Annotated in this window: 16 protein-coding genes; 6 read left to right on the top strand and 10 right to left on the bottom strand. The window is 73.0% G+C overall.

Annotated features, from left to right (window positions below; genetic code table 11):
- Window positions 1–92 precede the first annotated feature (92 nt).
- Window positions 93–551, top strand: a complete 459-nt coding sequence (locus ABKA17_RS06265) for a nuclear transport factor 2 family protein (RefSeq protein ID WP_353690851.1) — start codon at window positions 93–95, stop codon at window positions 549–551.
- 9 nt (window positions 552–560) lie between these two features.
- Window positions 561–1076, top strand: a complete 516-nt coding sequence (locus tag ABKA17_RS06260) for a flavoprotein (protein ID WP_353690850.1) — start codon at window positions 561–563, stop codon at window positions 1074–1076.
- Here ABKA17_RS06260 and ABKA17_RS06255 read toward each other — a convergent pair.
- The 5 genes from ABKA17_RS06255 to ABKA17_RS06235 form a co-directional block, all read right to left on the bottom strand.
- Complete coding sequence (locus ABKA17_RS06255) at window positions 1066–1842, bottom strand: MBL fold metallo-hydrolase (RefSeq protein WP_353690849.1); 777 nt, start codon at window positions 1840–1842, stop codon at window positions 1066–1068. The genes ABKA17_RS06260 and ABKA17_RS06255 overlap by 11 nt on opposite strands.
- A 60-nt stretch (window positions 1843–1902) precedes the next feature.
- The gene (locus ABKA17_RS06250; RefSeq protein WP_353690848.1) at window positions 1903–2700 is read right to left on the bottom strand and encodes an alpha/beta hydrolase; all 798 of its coding nucleotides are present in this window, start codon (window positions 2698–2700) and stop codon (window positions 1903–1905) included.
- A gap of 20 nt (window positions 2701–2720) precedes the next feature.
- The gene (locus ABKA17_RS06245; protein WP_353690847.1) at window positions 2721–3554 is read right to left on the bottom strand and encodes an alpha/beta fold hydrolase; all 834 of its coding nucleotides are present in this window, start codon (window positions 3552–3554) and stop codon (window positions 2721–2723) included.
- A gap of 22 nt (window positions 3555–3576) precedes the next feature.
- On the bottom strand, window positions 3577–4401 hold the full coding sequence (locus tag ABKA17_RS06240) for an alpha/beta fold hydrolase (RefSeq protein ID WP_353690846.1): 825 nt from the start codon (window positions 4399–4401) through the stop codon (window positions 3577–3579).
- A gap of 97 nt (window positions 4402–4498) precedes the next feature.
- Entirely contained in the window at window positions 4499–7246 is a 2748-nt protein-coding gene (locus tag ABKA17_RS06235; RefSeq protein WP_353690845.1) for a helix-turn-helix transcriptional regulator, read from the bottom strand.
- Between the two features lie 236 nt (window positions 7247–7482).
- Between ABKA17_RS06235 and ABKA17_RS06230 the strand changes: the two genes are divergently transcribed.
- A complete protein-coding gene (locus ABKA17_RS06230) occupies window positions 7483–8451 on the top strand; it encodes an aldo/keto reductase (protein ID WP_353691601.1) in 969 nt (322 codons plus the stop codon).
- Between the two features lie 25 nt (window positions 8452–8476).
- Here ABKA17_RS06230 and ABKA17_RS06225 read toward each other — a convergent pair whose 3' ends face one another.
- Window positions 8477–9283 (bottom strand): phytanoyl-CoA dioxygenase family protein, encoded by an 807-nt coding sequence (locus ABKA17_RS06225; RefSeq protein ID WP_353690844.1) that lies wholly within the window; start codon window positions 9281–9283, stop codon window positions 8477–8479.
- 63 nt (window positions 9284–9346) lie between these two features.
- Between ABKA17_RS06225 and ABKA17_RS06220 the strand changes: the two genes are divergently transcribed.
- Both ABKA17_RS06220 and ABKA17_RS06215 read left to right on the top strand, forming a co-directional pair.
- Window positions 9347–10261 (top strand): helix-turn-helix domain-containing protein, encoded by a 915-nt coding sequence (locus tag ABKA17_RS06220; RefSeq protein ID WP_353690843.1) that lies wholly within the window; start codon window positions 9347–9349, stop codon window positions 10259–10261.
- 353 nt (window positions 10262–10614) lie between these two features.
- The gene (locus tag ABKA17_RS06215; protein ID WP_353690842.1) at window positions 10615–12459 is read left to right on the top strand and encodes a ricin-type beta-trefoil lectin domain protein; all 1845 of its coding nucleotides are present in this window, start codon (window positions 10615–10617) and stop codon (window positions 12457–12459) included.
- A 9-nt stretch (window positions 12460–12468) separates the two neighbouring features.
- On the opposite strand, the gene ABKA17_RS06210 is transcribed toward ABKA17_RS06215, so the two are convergent.
- The 3 genes from ABKA17_RS06210 to ABKA17_RS06200 all read right to left on the bottom strand — a co-directional run bounded on the left by ABKA17_RS06210 (window position 12469) and on the right by ABKA17_RS06200 (window position 15906).
- Window positions 12469–13725 (bottom strand): arsenic transporter, encoded by a 1257-nt coding sequence (locus ABKA17_RS06210; protein ID WP_353691600.1) that lies wholly within the window; start codon window positions 13723–13725, stop codon window positions 12469–12471.
- A 75-nt stretch (window positions 13726–13800) separates the two neighbouring features.
- Window positions 13801–14451 (bottom strand): DUF4232 domain-containing protein, encoded by a 651-nt coding sequence (locus ABKA17_RS06205; RefSeq protein WP_353690841.1) that lies wholly within the window; start codon window positions 14449–14451, stop codon window positions 13801–13803.
- A gap of 81 nt (window positions 14452–14532) precedes the next feature.
- The gene (locus ABKA17_RS06200) at window positions 14533–15906 is read right to left on the bottom strand and encodes a serine/threonine-protein kinase (RefSeq protein ID WP_353690840.1); all 1374 of its coding nucleotides are present in this window, start codon (window positions 15904–15906) and stop codon (window positions 14533–14535) included.
- Between ABKA17_RS06200 and ABKA17_RS06195 the strand changes: the two genes are divergently transcribed.
- Complete coding sequence (locus ABKA17_RS06195; protein WP_502994151.1) at window positions 15887–16498, top strand: RNA polymerase sigma factor; 612 nt, start codon at window positions 15887–15889, stop codon at window positions 16496–16498. The two genes, ABKA17_RS06200 and ABKA17_RS06195, sit on opposite strands and share 20 nt — an antisense overlap.
- Before the next feature lie 10 nt (window positions 16499–16508).
- Here the strand turns inward: ABKA17_RS06195 and ABKA17_RS06190 are convergent, their stop codons facing one another.
- Window positions 16509–18893: a SpoIIE family protein phosphatase gene (locus tag ABKA17_RS06190; protein ID WP_353690838.1), complete on the bottom strand. Its 2385-nt coding sequence runs from the start codon at window positions 18891–18893 to the stop codon at window positions 16509–16511.
- Window positions 18894–18910 lie beyond the last annotated feature (17 nt).

Here is an 18910-nt window from a genome sequence, read left to right as displayed (position 1 = left end):
GGCTCACTCCTTGACGCGAGAACGTACGTTCTCCTACGGTAGCAGGCAGCCGGGAGAACGCTGGTTCTCCCTTTCTGGTCACGGAGGACGACATGACCGACCGCCCGCCCCTGCCCCCGTTCACCCGCGAGAGCGCGGCCCAGAAGGTGCAGGCCGCCGAGGACGCCTGGAACACCCGCGACCCGCACAAGGTCGCGCTCGCCTACTCCGAGGACTCGGTCTGGCGCAACCGCGACACCTTCGTCACCGGCCGCGCGCAGATCGTCGCGTTCCTCACCGCGAAGTGGGCACGCGAGCGCGAGTACGCCCTGCGCAAGGACCTGTGGGCCTTCGACGGCAACCGCATCGCCGTCCGCTTCCAGTACGAGTGCCAGGACGCCGACGGCCAGTGGTGGCGCGCGTACGGCAACGAGCTCTGGGAGTTCGACGAGCACGGCCTGATGACCCGCCGCGAGGCCAGCATCAACGACGTACCGATCGAGGAGAAGGAGCGCCGCGTCCTCGGCCCGCGCCCCGAGACCGAGCGGGGCGCGACCTTCCCGCTTCAGTAGGGTCACCGGATGACCGCACAGGCCGAGAAACCCTTCCTCTACGTCGTCGTCTGCGCCGCCGGGATCGCCGCGGACGTCGGTCAACTCCTCACCGCAGCCCAGGAACAGGGCTGGGAGGTCGGGGTCATCGCCACACCCGTCGCGATGAACGGCTTCTTCGACACCGCCGCCGTGGAGGCGCGGACCGGCCGTCCGATCCGCTCCGCCTGGCGCACCCCCGCCGACCCGCGCCCCTTCCCGCCGCCGGACGCGGTCGTGGTCGCGCCCGCCACCTTCAACACCGTCAACAAGTGGGCGGCCGGCCTGGCCGACACCCTCGCCGTGGGCACCCTGTGCGAGGCGGCGGGCCTCGGGGTCCCCATCGCCGTACTGCCGTGTGTGGCCGACGCGTTGGCCGCCCATCCCGCGTACCAGGACAGCCTGACGCGGCTGCGGGGGATGGGTGTGCGGTTCGGTCCGTCCTTCGCGGGGGAGCCGGGGGCGGACTTCGGCTGGGGGCAGGCCCTGGACCTGCTCAGACGGTGAGCTGCCAGGGGGCGCCGATGGGCAGCCAGTGCACGCGCGGGCCATCGGCGAGCAGCCTCTCGGCGGACTGGCGGCCCTCCTGGAAGTGCGACCAGCCCTCGTAGTGGACGGGCAGCACGGTGTGCGGCCGCAGCAGGTCGCACAGTTCCACCGCGCGGGCCGCGGTCATCGTGTACCGCACCGGGCCCGTGACCGGGAAGCGCACACCGCCCAGGTGCAGCAGCGCCGTCCCCACGTCCACCCGGCGGGCGACCTCGCGGACCCCGTCGTAGAGGACCGTGTCGCCCGAGATCCACAACGCCCCGTGTTCCTGGCCGGGCCAGGTCAGCGCGAAGCCCGTCACCTCGCCGACGATCGGGCGGGAGAAGCGGGGGCCGTGGCGGGCCGGGGTCGCCGTGACCTCGATGGTGGGGCGGGCCGGGGCCTGGAGGCGCCAGGTCGTCCACGGGTCGAGTCCGCGGGCGTTGCCGCCGAGCCTGCGCGCCCCGGAGGGCGTCGTCAGGACGGTGCCCGCCCACGGCAGCAGGGCGCGGCCGGCCGTGTCGAGGTTGTCGGCGTGGTGGTCGTGGGTCAGCAACACCGCGTCCGGGGGCGGGAGTTCGGCTGCCGTCACGGCCGGCCCCACGGTCTTGCGCGAGGAGGTGCCCCAGCCGAAGGAGTAGCGGCGCCCCGGCGGGTCGAACGTCGGGTCGGTCAGCAGCCGCCAGCCGGCGACCTCGATCAGCGTGGTCGGACCGCCGATGTGCGTGACGCGGATCTCGGTCATACGACGATCCCCTTCCGGACGTCCGGGGCGGCGACGGTGTCGACCGCCCCGGACAGTGGCCTACTTGGCGTTCGAGACGGCCCAGTCCAGGGCGTGGTCGGCGACCTCCTCCCAGCCGGGCGCGGCGGGCAGCAGATGCGGACGGCCCGCGAACTCCCTGACCTCGGTGACCGTGTTCGACTTGTAGTGCCGGGCGTTGGACTGCTGCACCTTGGGCGGCATCAGATGGTCCAGCTCGCCCGAGACGAACAACAGGGGCGCCCGGTCGTCGTTGTGGTAGTTCACGTACGTGCTCTGGTGACCGGGCCGCAGCGTCGCCAGGGCGCTGTCCCAGAAGATGCTCCCCGACGCGGGGACCGCGTAGCGCTGGTACAGCGCCCGGGACTCCTCCTCCGGGAACGTATTCGTGAAGGCGTAGTGCCACTGCTCGAAGGTCAGCCCGACCGCGCGGTGCCGGTTGGCCGGGTTCTTCAGCACCGGGAAGGCCGCCTTGATCTGGGTCAGCGGTACCACCGCGACGCCTTCCGTGGGCGCCGAGTTGATGGCCACGCCCGCTGCCCCGAGCCCCCGGTCGAGCAGGAGCTGGACGAAGACGCCCCCGGCGGAGTGACCGATCAGGACGGGCGGCTTGTCCAGGCCGCGGACCAGGGTCTCCAGGCTGTCGATGATCTGCTGGACCGTGACCTTCTCGATCGGCGTCGGATCGGCGTTGAGCGACTCGACCTCCACCTCGAAGCCGGGATAGGCGGGGGTGAGCACGCGGTAGCCGCGTTTCTCGTAGTGGGCCGCCCACTGCTCCCAACTCCGTGGGGTGACCCAGAAGCCGTGGATGAGGACGATGGTGTCGGGTGTGCTCATGGCTCCTCCTTCCGGAGGTGTCAGCGGGTGGCGCGGTACGCGGCCTCGATGTGCCGGACGACGGTGTCCGGACGGGACATCATCACGACGTGCGAGGCCCCCTTGGCCTCGACGACCTTGCTGCCGGCGCGCTCGGCCATGAACCGCTGCGCGGCGGGCGGGATGACCCGGTCGCTGCCTGCGACGACGTACCACGACGGCAGGGACCGCCACGCCGGTACGCCGCTGCCGGAGTCCAACCCGCGCAGGCTGCCTGGGCGTTGGGCCACCGCCATCGCCCGGGTCAGCGAGCGCGGCAGGTCCTGGGCGAACACGTCGTGGAACTTCGCCGGATCGATGTAGCCGTCGATGCCGGGCTCGGTACTGCCGGGGACCGGGTACGGCCGGGTGAGCAGCGCGCCCGGCAACTGGCTGCCGGTGAACCGGCCCGCCAGTTGCAGCGCGGTCTCGCCCTGGTCGGGCGCGAACGCGGCCACGTACACGAGCGCCTTGACGTTCGGGTTGGCGAGCGCGGCGTTGGTGATGACCACGCCGCCGTAGGAGTGGCCCACCAGGATGACCGGGCCGGGGAACGTGGCGACGACGCTCGAGACGTACGCCGCGTCACCGGCGAGGTCACGCAGGGGGTTGGCCGGGGCGATGACGTCGTAACCCGCCTTCAGCAGACGGGTACTGACCTCGTTCCAGCCGGAGGCGTCGGCGAACACACCGTGCACGAGGACGACGGTCGGTCTTTTGCCGGAGGCGGCCGGCGCGGCCGAGGCGGGCGTCGCCGCGGTGCCGACGGTGAGCGCGCCGCCGGCTGCGACGAGACCGCCGAGGACGCGACGGCGGGACTGGCTTTCGGAGACCATGCGCGGGGAGTTCCTTCCGGTGTCAGGAGTTGAGGAAGTCCAGCAGGTCGGCGTTCAACTGGTCCTTGTGCGTGTCGGTGATGCCGTGCGGGGCGCCCGGGTAGACCTTCAGCGTGGCGTTCTTGATGCGTGCCGCCGACGCCTTGCCGCCCACCTCGAAGGGCACCACCTGGTCGTCGTCGCCGTGGATGACCAGCGTCGGTACGTCGAAGGCGTCGAGGTCGGGGCGGAAGTCGGTGGCGGAGAAGGCCGCGACGCACTCGTAGGCACCCCGGTGTCCGGCCTGGAGCCCCTGCCGCCAGAAGGCGTCCCGAGCGCCCTGGGAGACATCGGCGCCGGGCCGGTTGTTGCCGAAGAACGGCCCGTCGGCCAGATCCCGGTACAGCTGGGAGCGGTCGGCGAGCGAACCGGCGCGGATCCCGTCGAACACCTCGACGGGCACCCCGCCGGGGTTGTCGTCGGTCTTGAGCATGAACGGCGGCACAGCGGAGACCAGCACCAGCTGGGCGAGGCGGCTGGTGCCGTGCCGGCCCACGTAGCGCGCCACCTCGCCGCCGCCCGTGGAGAAGCCGACGAGCGTGGCGTCCCGCAGGTCGAGGGTGTCGATCAGGGTGGCGAGGTCGTCGGCGTAGGTGTTCATCTCGTTGCCGTGCCAGGTCTGCGTGGAGCGGCCGTGGCCGCGCCGGTCGTGCGCGATGACACGGAAACCGTGGGAGGCGAGGTGCAGTTGCTGTGCCTCCCAGCTGTCGGAGTTCAGCGGCCAGCCGTGACTGAGGACGACCGGGCGGCCCTGCCCCCAGTCCTTGTAGAAGATCTCGGCTCCGTCGGCTGCGGTGACATACGGCATGGGAGCGCTCCCGTCTGTGAGTCGTTGTCCGACGCCCCGATCCTCGTCCGGTCCGCCGTGTTCCCGAACCCCGTGAAACGCGTAGTCGTGACCGGCCTCAGAGTCCCGGCGTCTCCCTCAGCTGCCGCCGGGAGCGCACGTCGAGCTTCCGGAAGATCTTCCGCAGGTGGTAGTCGACGGTGCTCGCGCTGATGAACAGCTGCGCGGCGATCTCGGCGTTGGTCGCGCCGCCGCGGGCGAGCCGGGCGATGGTCAGCTCCTGCGAGGTGAGGGCGCTGGTCTCCCCGGAGCTCGCGTGGGCCGGGCTCTCCCCGGTCGCGGCCAGCTCCTGGGCGGCCCGGGACGCGTATGCCGTGGCCCGCATCCCGTCGAACGACTCCCAGGCGGTGCGCAGCTGTTCACGGGCGTCCTTGCGGCGCTTGCGGCGGCGCAGCCACTCGCCGTAGTGGAGGTGGGTCATGGCGAGGTCGGAGCGGGCGCGGGTGCCGGACAGCAGGGAGATCGACCTGCGGTACAGGGGCTCGGCGTCGGCGGCGGTGGCGAGCAGGGCCTCGCAGCGGGCCAGCAGACCCAGGCTCCACGGGGTGCCGGTGGCCGTCGCCCGGGAGCTCAGCGTGCGCAGAGCCGACGCCGCCAGAACCCGGTCGCCGCAGCGGACGGCCGCCTCGACCAGCAGGGGGAGCAGCCGGGTGTGGACGCCGAGCACGTCGTGCTCGGTCAGTTCATGTGTGAGGGTGCGGGCCCGGGCGTAGTCACCCTTTCCCAGGGCGAGGATCGCCATGGCGATCCGGGCGATCGACTCGACCGCGCCGATGCCCAGCCAGGTGCCGGACTCCATCGACCCGCGCAGGACCGCCTCCAGGTCCTCCGCGTCGGCGTGCCAGGCGAGCAGCTCCGGGTGCCGGTACAGGGCCCACATGTCGTCGTTGGCGCCGATCGCCGCGCGGATCTGGTTGCCCTGCGCGAACAGGTCGTCGGCCACGGCGAGTTGGCCGAGGACCGTCTCGTGCATCACCGTGCAGTACAGCGCGCTGTCCAGCTGGAACAGTGCGCCGGTGCGGCGGGCGGCGTCCACGGCCCGCGCCATGACCGCGCTCTGCGCCTGCTCGTCCCACAGCATCATCGCCAGCGTGACGGTCGGCTGATAGGTGCGCAGCACCTCCTCGTCCGTGCGGCGGGGGTCCGTCACGTACGCGTGCGCGCGCCGCATGTGCGGCACCGCCTCCTCGTAGCCGTCGCTGACGAGGACGGCGAACGCCCGCAGCACGAGATCGGGTCCGGTGACGGCGGTGGAGGGCGGCAGCAGCTCGTCGATGGCGCGGGCGATGTCGTCCAGGGTGGCGTCCTTCATGAGGTGCTCCGCGGTGATGGAGCGGTCGGCGGCACGCAGCAGGGCTTCGTGGGCGAGCTCGGGGGCCCGGCCGGCGAAGAGACGTGCGGCGCGCAGACACAGTGCCGAGACCCGGGCGAAGGAGCCGGCGTCGCCGAGCGCGAACACCGTGTGGGAGCGGACCAGCAGGGCCCGACCCCGCTCGGTGTCGCCGAGGAGGGCGATGTCGATCGCGTCGAGGAGCGACTCCGCCTGGAGGGGCGCTCCCGCGGCCAGCGCGGCCTCCGCCGCGGCGAGCAGCCGCAGGGCGCGCGGGCCGGCCTCCGTCGTGAGCTCCGCCGCCCGGGTCAGGAAGGTGGCGCGGGCCGCGACTCCGCCCCGGGCGCCCGCCCGGTCGGCGGCGCGCTCCACCTCCGCGGCCACGGCGGGGGCCGGCCCCCTCGTGGCCGCGGCGAGGTGCCAGGCCCGCCGGTCCGTGTCGGCCGGCCGGTCGATGACCTCGGCCAGCGCGTGGTGGACCCGGGTGCGCTCGACGCTGGTGGCTCCGCCGTACACCGCAGACCGCACCAGCGGATGCCGGAACTCGGCGGTGGAGCGCAGCACCACCAGCCGCGCGGCCTCCGCCGGCTCGGACGCCTCGGGGCCGATCCCGAGCAGGCGCGCGGCGGCCGTGAGGTAGGCGAGGTCGCCGCTCGGCTCGGCGGCGGAGAGCAGCAGCCAGGTCTGCGTGGGCACCGGCAGCGCGCGCACCTGCCGTTGGTAGTGCGCCTCCAACCGGGCGCCCACCGGGAGCGGTTCGGGCAGTGCGAACGACCCGGAGAGCTGGTCGGCGGTGAGCTCCCGCCCGAGGTCGGCGAGCGCGAGCGGGTTGCCCGCCGTCGCCGTGACGATGCGCGCGGCGACCCGTGCGTCCAGCGGCCCGTCGACCGTCTCCCGCAGCAGCTCCAGGGCGAACGGCTCCTCCAGACCGGCGACCTCGGTGACGGGCAGCCCCGCGGGCGCCTCGAACCCGGTACGTGCGGCGAACAGCAGCCCTACGCCCTCCGCGTGCACCCGGCGGCCCACGAACGCGAGCACCGCCAGGGACTCCTCGTCCAGCCACTGGGCGTCGTCCACGCAGGCCAGCACCGGCCGCCGCTTCGCCGCCTCCGCGAGGAGGGTGAGCGTGGCGAGCCCCACCAGGAAGCGGTCCGGCGCCGGCCCGTCGGCCAGCCCGCACGCCACCCGCAGTGCCTCGTGCTGGGTGGCGGGCAGCGCCCCCGGTTCCTTGAGCCCCTCCAGCACCGGCACCAGCAGCCGGTGCAGCGCGGCGAACGGGAAACCGGCCTCCGCCTCCACGCCCGCGACCCCGAGCACCCGCAGATCGGCGCCCGCCGCGGCCGCGTGGTCGAGCAGCGCGGTCTTCCCGATGCCGGCGTCACCGCGCAGCAGCAGCACCCGGCTCAGCCCGTCCCGCAGCGCCGACACCAGGCCTTCGAGTTCTCGCCGTTCCCTGACCCGCCCCTTGAGGATCATGTGAACGCCCTTCAGGAAGGCCCGGATGTGTGGGTGCTCTGGAGTTTTTGTGAAGCTCGGTCATTCAACCAATTAGGGGCGAGTCATGTCCCGGGAACGGTACGGGAGTTGACGCGTCCGTCATCCGGCGGCTCGGTGGCGCAATCCGACGAGGCACTCGCAGCACATCGGACCCCGCGCGCACCGCACGCCGTACGCTCCCCTCCATGACCATCCGGAAGGCGGGAGCAGCAACGATGCAGTACGTGAAGCTCGGTTCGACCGGCCTGGACGTGTCGCGGATCAGTCTGGGGTGCATGACCTACGGCCTGCCCGACCGGGGCGTCCACGAGTGGACCCTCGACGATGAGGCCTCGCGGCCGCTGATCCGGCAGGCGCTGGACGCCGGCATCAACTTCTTCGACACGGCGAACGTGTACTCCGACGGGACCAGCGAGGAGATCGTCGGCAAGGTGCTGCGGGAGTCCGCCAACCGTGACGAGATCGTCCTGGCGACCAAGGTGAACGGCCGGATGCGGACCGGGCCGAACGCCGCCGGACTGTCCCGCAAGGCGATCATGACGGAGATCGACCACAGTCTGAGCCGCCTGGGCACCGACTACGTCGACCTCTACCAGATCCACCGCTACGACCCGCACACCCCGGTCGAGGAGACGATGGAGGCCCTGCACGACCTGGTCAAGGCGGGCAAGGTCCGTTACCTCGGGGCGAGTTCGATGTACGCCTGGCAGTTCTCCAAGATGCAGTACACGGCCGAGCGGCACGGCTGGACCAGGTTCGTCTCGATGCAGAACCACTACAACCTCCTCTACCGGGAGGAGGAGCGCGAGATGCTGCCCCTGTGCGCGGACCAGGGCGTGAGCGCACTGCCCTGGAGCCCCCTCGCCCGCGGCCGCCTGACCCGCGACTGGGGCACCGTCACCGAACGCAGCGCGGGCGACAACTTCGGCGGCCGCCTCTACCTGGAGAGCGACCGCACCATCGTCGAGGCGGTCACCCGCATCGCCAACGACCGGGGCGTGCCGCGCGCCCAGGTGGCCCTGGCGTGGCTGCTGCACCAGGACACGGTGGCGGCACCGATCGTCGGCGCCGCCAAACCGCACCACATCGAGGACGCGGTGGCCGCGGTGGAACTGGAGCTCAGCGAGAAGGAGATCGAGGAGCTGGAGAGCCCTTACACGGCCCGCCCGATCGTCGGCCACTGATTGCCGGTGGGACGGTCGATCGGGGTCAGTGGGGTCCGTGCGGTGCGAACTCCGTGCCGCACGGACCGGCCCCCTCGCTCTCGGCCAGTGCCACCCGCTCCCCGCGCATGGACACCGTCCGGTAGTACGCCCCGATCCGCTCCGCCGACCGCCCCACGTAATGCCCGATGAACGACCGCCGGAACCGCTCCTCGCTCCGGTTGGGACTCGACCCGTGCACCAGGCTCCCGTTGAAGAACAGGACGTCCCCCGGCGCCATGTCCACCGGCACCGCGGCCAGCCCCGCCGGCGGCGGCACGTACTCCCGCGCGAACGACACGCCCTCGTCGGCCTCCTCGGGACAGAACAGCTCCATCCGGTGCGTCCCGGGCACGACCTCCAGACCGCCGTTCTCCCGGTCGATCACATCGCAGGCCACCCAGGCCGCGACACACGTCCCCGGCTCGACCCGCAGATAGAAGTTGTCCTGGTGCAGCGCCTGCCCCCGGGCGCCCGGCGGCTTGAAGTAGAACATGCTCTGCGCGGCCAGCGCCTCCTCGCCGAGCAGCGTCTCCAGCACCTCCCGCAGCCGCGCGTCCAGCAGCACGTCCCGCGCAAGCGGGTTGATCTCGTGCGGCTGCATCACGCGCGGGTACACCCCCAGCGGGTCCGTGCCGCCCCGCGGCTCGAAGTGCCCCGGCACCGCCCCGGCCGCGTGCAGGGCCGTGAACTCCCCGCACAGCCGGTCGATCTCGTCGTGTCCGAACAACCCCCGCACGACGGTGAACCCGTCCTCCCCGAACTGCCGCAGCCCGGCCTCGCTCAGGACGGGCGTACTGCCTGTGACTGTCATCGGTCCACTCCTCGCTCAGACGCCTTCGGCATGTCACGCTAGGCCGCCCCGCACTTCAGGAGGATGCCCGTGACCGCTGCCGGACTGCCCGAGACCGCTGCGCCCGGCGACCCCGCGCCACCCCCGGGCCTGGTGGTGCTCGGCCAGTTCGACGAGGCGCCGGGGTACGACGTCAACCGGCCGCAGGGCTCGGCGAGTTGGCTGTTCACCTGGACCACCGCGGGCCGCGGGCGGCTGCGGCAGGGGACGACCACCGCCCGGGCCGCCGCGGGGGACCTGATCGTGCTCGCGCCGGGTGTCGGGCACGGCTACGGCGTCGAACCGGGCGCGCGGCACTGGCGGTTCTGGTGGGCGCACTGCCAGGCCCGCCCCTCGTGGCTGCCCTGGCTGAGCCCGTACGGCACCGGCGACGGCATGTACGTCGTCCCCGCGGGGCCGGCCACGCCGCGCGACCGGGTCGGGGACGCGTTCCACCGGATGCTCGCCGACGCCCGGGGGCCCGACGCGGCCGAGCCCAGGTCCGCCCCGGACGACCGGATCACGGTGGCGCACGACACCGCCGCCCGCGAACTCGCCCTGTGCGCGCTGGAGGAGGTGGTCCTGCTGACCGCCGCCGGCGCGCGGCGACCGGTGTCCCGGACCGGCCTCGATCCCCGCGTCCGCCGGATCCAGGAGCTCTTCGTCGCCGATCCGGGCGCCCCGCACACCGTCGACTCACTGGCCGCGCACGTCGCGCTGTCGCCCTCCAGGCTGGCCCATCTGTTCACCCGGCAGACCGGTCAGTCCCCGATGCGGGCCCTGCGCGAGGCGCGGCTGCAACATGCCGCGCGGCTGCTCGAGGGCACCGATCTGTCTGTGGAACGTGTCACGGCGGCAGCGGGCTTCGTGAGCCCCTTCCATTTCCACCGTGTCTTCCGCGAGCGATTCGGTATGACGCCCGGCGCGTACCGTGCGGGCGGCCCAATGGTTGGAGCGTGACGTGCCTGGACCAGCCGTACGCGCGGTGGAGTGGCTGTTCAATGGTTTGGGCCGAACCCTGCTGAAACTCGTTCCCAATAACCGTGTCGATAAGGCGTCTTGGACGAGATCCAGGTATTGACGTGGCGTCAATATGGACCGCTAGTCACTCAATGCGCAAAACTGAATGATCTCTTGTTACATCTCGCTGACCTGTGCAAAGGTTACGCCTTGTCGGCGCGCAGACATTATTGTCCCCGCGCGCCCCTGACCGCTCCCGTACGTCCCCCCGCTTCACAAGAGCCGTCGCCGTCGGGACCGCATACCCCTTGGTATGGACTTTGCTTTTGTATGCCCCCGAGAGGAATGCACGCGTGAATGCCGACGCCACGGACGAACAACTCAGCGCCGAGCTGAAGAAGTGGACCGGAGCCACGCCCGCGCTCCATCCCGTCGGCGAACTCCTCGACCGGCACTGGGAAGCGGCCTTCGCCTATGCCCGGCTGTGCACGGACGGAACACGTTCCGCCGGTATGCTCACGACCGCGGCTTTCACCCGGCTTTTCGGGGAAACGCTGCGCCAGAACGGGCCGACGGCCGCCTGGCGCCCCCAACTGCTGGTCACCGTGCGCCGAATAGCCGCCGAGTGGGACACCGATCGCAGACGCGAACAGCTGCACCCCGAACTGCGCTCCGGGTCCGAGGACGGCGAGCGGGCCGCGGCCCGGCTGCTGCCGCCGGCGGAGCGACGGCTGCTGTCCGGCGCCTTCCAGCGGCTGCCCCAGTCGGCCCGCTGCCTGCTGTGGCACTGCGAGGTCGAGGCCGAGCCGCTGCGGTCACCGGCCGCCCTGCTGGGCCTGGACGAGGAGGACGCCGGCGTCGAACTGCGCCGGGCCCGCGAGCGGTTGCGCGAGGAGTGCCTCCACGTGCACCGCGAGCTCGCCCCGGAACAGGAGTGCCGCAGCTACGTCCGGATGCTCGACGTCACCTACCGCCGCGGCGGCGTCGACGTCGACCCCGACCTGCGCGCCCACCTGGACCGCTGCAAGCACTGCCGGGACACCGCCGACCAGCTGCACCAGTTCACCGACGGCCTCGGCGTCGCCCTCGCCGAGGCGGTGCTCGGCTGGGGCGGACGCGCCTACACCGACTCCCGCCGCGCCCCTCGCGAGGAGCCCGCGCAGGAGACACCTCCGCCGCCGCTGCCCGTCGCCGTCCCCGGCGAGCCGTTCTTCGACGTGACCCCCACCGCCCAGCCCGCCTCGCCCGCCGCCCGAAGATCGTGCCCCTCCCGCACGGCCCGCAAGGCCGCCCGCCGCGCCGCCGCCAGGCGCCGCAACCTCGCCGCGGCGGTCCTCACCGTGAGCGGCCTGGTCGTGCTTCCGCTCATCCTGTGGTCCACCCACGACAGCGGCGACGACAGCGCCCGGGCCGGCGGCACCGAGGCCTCCGAGTCGCCCGGCACCGGAGCGGGCAAGTCCACGTCCGACTCGTCGTGGGTCGGCTCGGGCGAGGAGGGACAGGGCACGCTGCGCGGCCGGCTGCACAACGTCGACTCCGGGCTCTGCGTCGGCGTCGTCGGCGAGAAGGCCGTCGACGGCGCGGAGAGCGAGGTCACCAAGTGCTCCTCGAAGTCCGACCAGCTGTGGACCTACGAGACCGACGGCGTGCTGCGCAGCGTCGCGGACCCGGACCTCTGCCTCGACTCCCACCTCGGCTACTCGGTGCGGCTGGCGCCCTGCACCGGCAGCGACAAGGCGGAGGCCAAGAGCATCCGCTACGACTTCACGCTCCAGGGCAACCTGGTGCCGCGCTGGAACCAGGACCTGGCCCTCGCGCCCGCCGCCACCGACGGCACCGGCGCCGTGGTCCTGAAGACCCGCGACGACATCGCCGTCCAGCGCTGGGTGTTCGACACCTCCAGGACCGACCTCCAGATGAAGGTGGTCAACTGGGACGCGCAGGCCGACAACACCAAGAAGGCGCCCGCCGTGACGCCCTCGCCCACCCCGTCGAAGCAGCCCTCGCCGACCCCGACCCCGACCCCGAGCGCGTCGACCGCCTCACCGACCCCGACGAGCCCGTACCCCAGCGGCACGCCCTGCTACCCGTACTCGTACAACTGCTCGTGGAACGGCCAGTACGGCAACGGCGGTGGTTACGGCTACGGCGGTGGCTACGGCTATGGCGGTGGTTACGGCGGATACGGCGGGCGCTGACCGCGCGGGTCAGCCCCCGACGACCTGGAGCGACGCCCAGAGCGCCAGGGTGGCCGGGACCAGCGCGGCCGGGACGGCGAGCAGACCGAGCCGGGTGAACTCGCCGAGCCCGACCTCGTGCCCGTGCCGCTGCACGATCCGCCGCCACAGCAGAGTGGCGAGCGATCCCGCGTACGTCAGGTTCGGGCCGATGTTCACCCCGATCAGCACCGCGAGCACCGCCCCGGGACCGGCCGCGGCGGTGAGCGGCAGCAGCACCAGCACGGCGGGCAGGTTGTTGATCAGGTTGGCCAGTACGGCGGCCAGTACGGCGATGCCGAGCAGGGCCACCAGGCCCGAGCCGTCGGGCAGGACGTGCCGCAGCGCGTCGGCGAGACCGTTGTCGACGACCGCGCGCACCACGACGCCGAGCGCCAGCACGAACGCCAGGAACCCCGGCGCGGCGGACCGCACCACCGTGACCGGGGTGGCCTGGCGGCGGACCAGGGCGCGCCCGGCCAGCACCAGCGCACCCACCAGGGCCACCCAGGCGGGCTCCACGCCGACCGCGGACGCCACGACGAACCCGGCCAGCGTGCAGCCCACCGTGACGAGCGCGAACACCGGCAGCTCGGGCGCCTCCCCGGCATCGGGCTCGGCCACGGCGGCCTTGAGGTCGCCCTCGAAGAACCGCCGGAAGATCAGGTACTCGGCGCCGATCGCCACCAGCCACGGCAGCGCCATCAGCGCCGCGAACCGGATGAAGCTCAGCCCGCTCGCCTCGAACGCCAGCAGATTGGTGAGGTTGGACACCGGCAGCAGCAGCGACGCCGTGTTCGACAGATGCGCGCAGGCGTAGAGATGCGGTTTCGCCCGGACGCCGCCGCGCGCCGCGGTGGCCAGCACCACCGGCGTCAGCAGTACCACCGTCGCGTCCAGGCTGAGCACGGCCGTGATCGCCGAGGCCAGTGCGAACACCGCGGTCAGCAGCCGGGTGGGGCGCCCCGCGGAGCTACGGGCCATCCAGGCCCCGCAGGCCCGGAACAGCCCCTCGACATCGCAGAAGTGCGCGAGCACCAGCACCGCGGCGAGAAAGCCGACCACTGGGGCCAGCCGTTCGATCTCCGCCCACGCGTGGTCGGGCGAGATCGCCCCCGTCGCGACGGCGAGGCCCGCCGCCGGGACCGCCAGAACGGCCTCCGGCAGGCCCTTGGGGCGGACGACGGCCCAGCCGAGTACGGCGACGAGGAGGGTGATGGACAGCGTTTCGGCGAGCGGGGTGTTCAGCGGGGATCCTTCGGGGCGTGGTCGTGCCGTGCCCCGATATGAAAACAGGCCCGGGTAAGAAACCTGTGTGCGGGGTCAGGCGCCGGGCCCCCGGTCGAACAGCGTGATGAACACCGTGGACTCGTTGCCGGACACCGGCACCTCACCCGCCGACCAGGCCACCTTCAACGGATCCCGCTCGTCGGGCGGGGTCACCAGCAGCGCGTCCGGGTTGGCGGTGCGCGCCCCGCTGATCTCCGGATTGGCGAAGGTGATCCCCGACCAGGCGTTCTGGCCCGGTGCCAGCTTCACGGTGGTGGCCGTGCCCGGGGTGCGCTCGGGGTCCGGCCCGAGCTGCTTGCCGGCGGCGTCCACGAACGCGGCGCCCGGATAGCCGTGGAGGGTGCAGGTACGGGAGGAGGTGTTGGTCAGGATCACCGGGAAGTTCTCCTGTCCGGCCCCCGGGTCGTTGCGGCCGAGCGTGGCCTCCAGCTCGGAGCTGTGACAGCGGGTGCCGCCGCCGGTGCCGGAGGTGCCCGGCGTGCCGCCGCGGGGGGAGGGCGTCGAGGGCGTGCCGGTCGGCTCCGCCGAGAGCGTGGCCGTCGTCCCGTCACTGGTCGCCGGAGCGGCCGTGCCGGGCAGGGTCCGCGGGGCGGACGCGGAGTCGCCGCCGTCGCCGCAGGCCGTCAGCAGCCCCAGCAGTGCGGCCGCGCTCACCAGCAGGGCAGGCCGGTAGGTGTTCGCCATGACTGTCCACACTCCTTGTACGGCGCGGTGTGCCCCGTCACGAAGGTCCGATGCGCGCACGGCCGGAAAAGTTCGTGTCGATCAGCCCCGGACCCGGACCGAGCTCAGCACGCGCCGGATGTCCGAGGGCTCACCGTTCTGCCGGATCTGCACATACACCTGCGGCTGCCCGCCGCCGTCCGGCGGAGTCAGCCCGGCCTCGACCACGGAACCGCCGCCGGGGCAGTCGGTCCAGGTGCGGACCCTGCCGTGCCACCCGGACAGGGTGTGGTCGCGGGCACCGGCGTAGTGACAGCCGGGATGGGCGAGGGCGTTCACCAGCGCCGTGACGTCGCCCGGCCCGACCAGGCCGGCGAACATGCCGTCGACATCCGCGCCGAGATCCTGCCAGCGGGCCAGGTGGTCCGCGACACCGAACCCCGGCTGGTGCCCCGCCGGCAGGCCGAGCGTCCCCGGGTCCCACCCCGAGTCACGCAGCTGACCGCTCCACGCCACGGGTACCTCGGCGCTCACCCGGCCGGTGGCGTCCTGGACCCGCAATGCGGTCGGCGCGGACCCGTGGCCGGTCGGCGCGAAGGCCGCGGCGAGGGCGGCCAGCGCCGCGGCCACGGCCACCCCCACGCCCAGCCCGATCAGCCGCCCGCGCCGGCGCCACCGGCGCCGCGGCTTTGACACCAGCCGCTCCAGCTCCTCGGCGAAGGCCGCAGCACCGGGCCAGCGGCGCTCCCGGTCCGGCCGCAGCGCCCGCATCAGGGCCCGCCGTACGCCCGGATCCAGGCCCGCGCGCAGCCGGTCGGGGCGGATCACCCTGCCCGGCGCGCCCGGCACCGTCCCGGTGACCAGGTGGTAGCCGACCGCGCCCAGGCCGTAGACGTCGGCCCGCGCGTCGATGCCCGCGCCCGGCTCGGCCTGCTCCGGCGGCCGGTAACCCGCCGAACCGGCGGCCAGCGTGAGCCCGGACGCCTCGGCCAGGGTCTTGGCCAGCCCGAGGTCGGCGAGCAGCACCTGCCGGGTGCCGTCGGGGCCGGTGCGCAGCAGCAGGTTGGACGGCTTGATGTCCCGGTGCACGATCCCCGCCTCGTGCAGCGCGGCCGCGCCACGCGCCGCGAGCGCGGTGAGCCGCAGCGCCTCCCGGACCGGGAGCGGGCCGTCGTCGAGCAGCTCGGCGACGGTGCCGCCGTCGGCGTACTCCATCACGAAGTACGGCCGTCCGTCGGGGAGTTCACCGATGTCGTGGACCTGAACCACCAGCCGTGAGGCGGCCCGGCGCAGCAACCGCGCCTCGGACAGGAAGCGTTCGCGGACGTCCAGCCGGTGCGACCAGTTGTCCGCCAGGACCTTCACGGCCACCGGCGCTTCTAGGGTGTCGTCGTGCGCGAGCCACACGGTCCCGAACGCGCCCGTGCCCAGGGGGCGTTCGATCCGGTAGCGGCCGATGCGCTCGACGGAGTGCATACGACTATCATGCCTGCCCCGCGATCCACACCGAGGGGAGCGCATCGTGCCGTCCTCGACCGAAGACCTCGCCCCGCGCGCCGCGGCCGGTGACAAAGCCGCTCTGGACGAACTGCTGGCGGCGATCCGGCCCGAAGTCGTCCGGCGCTGCGGCCGGTTCCTGCCCTGCCGGGAGGACGCGGAGGAGGCCGCGCAGGACGTGCTGCTCCAAGTCGCCCGGAAGATCGGCACGTTCGAGGGCCGCAGCCGCTTCAGCACCTGGCTGCACACGGTCGTCGCCAACTGCGCCCGGCAGAAGTACCGCGAGCTGAAACGCCGTTCGGCCGAACAGCCGGCCCCCGTCGAGGCCGCTCGGTACGTCGACCCCCGCACCACCAGTGTCATCGCCGGCTCCCGTGTCGACCTCCTGGAGGCGCTGGAGCGGCTGGAGCGCGAACACCCGCACCTGGTCGCCCCGTTGGTCTACCGGGACATCTGCCGGCTGGAGTACGCCGAGGCCGCCGAACGGGTCGGCGTCCCGCTCGGCACGCTCAAGTCACGGCTGCACGAGGCACGCAGGCGGGTGCGACCGTGGCTGGCCGACCGGAGCTGATCCCGAGACCTCAGTCGTCCCCTTCGAGCAGACCGATCTCGGCCCAGATGGTCTTGCCCTCGGTGGTGTGCCGGCTGCCCCACCGCTGGGTGAGCTGGGCGACCAGGAGCAGCCCGCGGCCGCCCTCGTCCCAGGTCTTGGCGCGGCGCAGATGCGGGGCGGTGTGGTTGGTGTCGGAGACCTCGCAGATCAGCGTGGTCGCGTCGTGGATCAGCCGGAGCCGGATGGGGTGCGCGCCGTACCGGATGGCGTTGGTGACGAGCTCGCTCACCACCAGCTCCGCCGTGAACGAGGCCTCCAGGAGCTCCCAGGTGCCGAGCTGGTCGACGACCTGCTTGCGGATCGGGCCGACGAGCGCCGGGTCGGCGGGGATGTGCCAGGTGGCGACCTGGGAGGCGGGCAGCCCCCGGGTGCGGGCCAGCAGCAGCGCCACGTCGTCGGCGGAGCCGCCCGCCGGGAGCAGCGCGTGCAGAACCCGGTCGCAGGTCTCCTCCAGCGACTCGGAGTAGCCCGACAGGGCCTCGCGCAGCAGCGTGTGACCAGCGTCCGCGTCCCGGTCCCGGGACTCGATCAGGCCGTCGGTGAAGAACGACAGCACCGTGCCCTCGCGCAGGTCCAGCTCGGCGGACTCGAAGGGCAGCCCGCCCACGCCCAGGGGCGGACCGGACGGCAGGTCGACGAGTTCGGGCGTGCCCCCGGGCGCGATCATCAACGGCGCCGGGTGCCCGGCCCGGGCCAGCGTGCAGCGCCGTGACACCGGGTCGTAGACCGCGTACAGACAGGTCGCGCCGACCTCCCCGGGGCTGCCCTCGCCGCCTGCCTCCGCGGACAGCCGTACCACCAGGTCGTCGAGGTGGGTGAGCAGCTCGTCGGGGGCGAGGTCGATGTCGGCGAGAGTGCGTACCGCGGTGCGCAGCCGGCCCATCGTGGCCGAGGCCTGGATGCCGTGCCCGACGACGTCCCCGACGACCATCGCGACCCGCATCCCGGACAGCGGGATCACGTCGAACCAGTCGCCGCCCACCCCGGCCCGCGCCGCCGGCAGATAGCGCGAGGCCGCGTCCACGGCGGCGGTGCGCGGCAGCTTGCGCGGCAGCAGGCTGCGCTGGAGGGCGAGTGCCGTCTCCCGCTCCCGGGAGAAGCGGCGGGCGTTGTCGACGCAGACGGCCGCCCGGGTCGTCACCTCCTCCGCCAGCAGCACGTCGTCGGCCGTGAACGGGTCCGGCCGCCGGAACCGGGTCAGCACCGCCACCCCGAGGGTCAGGCCGCGGGCCTGGATCGGCACCGACATCGTCGAGTGGATGCCGTACTCCCGCACCCGCTCGCCGCGCGCCTGGTCCCAGGACAGCCACTGGTCGAGCTCGCCGGAGGACACCGTGGCGACGATGGTGCGCCCCGCCACCAGGGAGTCGGCCTGCGGCGAGCCGGCCGGGTACGGCTCCAGCTGGCCGGGCTTGACGACGGCCTCGGGGCAGCCGGGGTTGATCGACTGGTGTGCGGCACGCCGCAGTCCGACCGGTGCGGTGAGCGCCGGGGGCGGGTCGCCGTTCTCCTGGGGGTCCAGCAGGTCGATGCTGACGAAGTCGGCCAGCGCGGGCACACAGACGTCCGCGAGCTCCTGCGCCGTCCGGGTGACGTCGAGGGTGGAGCCGATGCGCACGCTGGCCTCGTTGACCAGTTGGAGCCGCTCGCGGGCCAGGTAGTTCTCGGTGAAGTCGTGGGCCGCCAGGCACACCCCGCGCACCCGTCCGGTGCCGTCGGTGACCGGCGCCATCCGGGCCAGCCAGGCGTGCGCCCGGTCCTCGCCGCCGGTGCGCATGTAGGTCTGGATGTCCTCGGCCCGCCCCGAGGTGAGCACCCGCAGCAGGTGCCGTTCCAGCTCCGCGCTCTGCGGCTTGCCACCGATCTCGGAGAGTCTGAGACCCCGGATGCGGTCCTCGGGCAGCCCGATCACCTCGGCCATGGCGTCGTTGACGCGGCTCAGCCGCAGCCGCTCGTCGTAGACCGCGACGGCACAGGGCGACTGGACGAGCGCGGCCGTGGCCAGCGGGTCGCCGGGGGAGCGCAGGCCGCCGCCCTCCAGCGGGGTCACCACCAGCCAGTGACCGGGGTCGCCGTCCTGGGAGCGCCTGTGGTGGGCGAGCAGCCAGACGGACACGGTGCCGCCGCCGCGGTGGCGGAGCGTGACGGTGCCGTCCCAGCGCGGTCCCTCGGGTGTGAAGACGGTGTCCGGACCGTCGCTGACCAGCAGGTCTGTGGCGGGGCGGCCCACCACCTCGAGAGCGGGGTGGCCGAGCAGACGCTCGGCGCCGGCGTTCCACTCGCGGACCGTGCCGAGGTCGTCGATGACAGCCCGTGCCGTCGCGGCATCGTCGAACGGGTAGTCCGGGCTCATCGTCGCCACTCCATCGC

Source organism: Streptomyces sp. RG80 (assembly GCF_040446465.1).
Lineage (GTDB): Bacteria > Actinomycetota > Actinomycetes > Streptomycetales > Streptomycetaceae > Streptomyces.
This window is presented reverse-complemented; position numbering and strand designations above follow the sequence as displayed.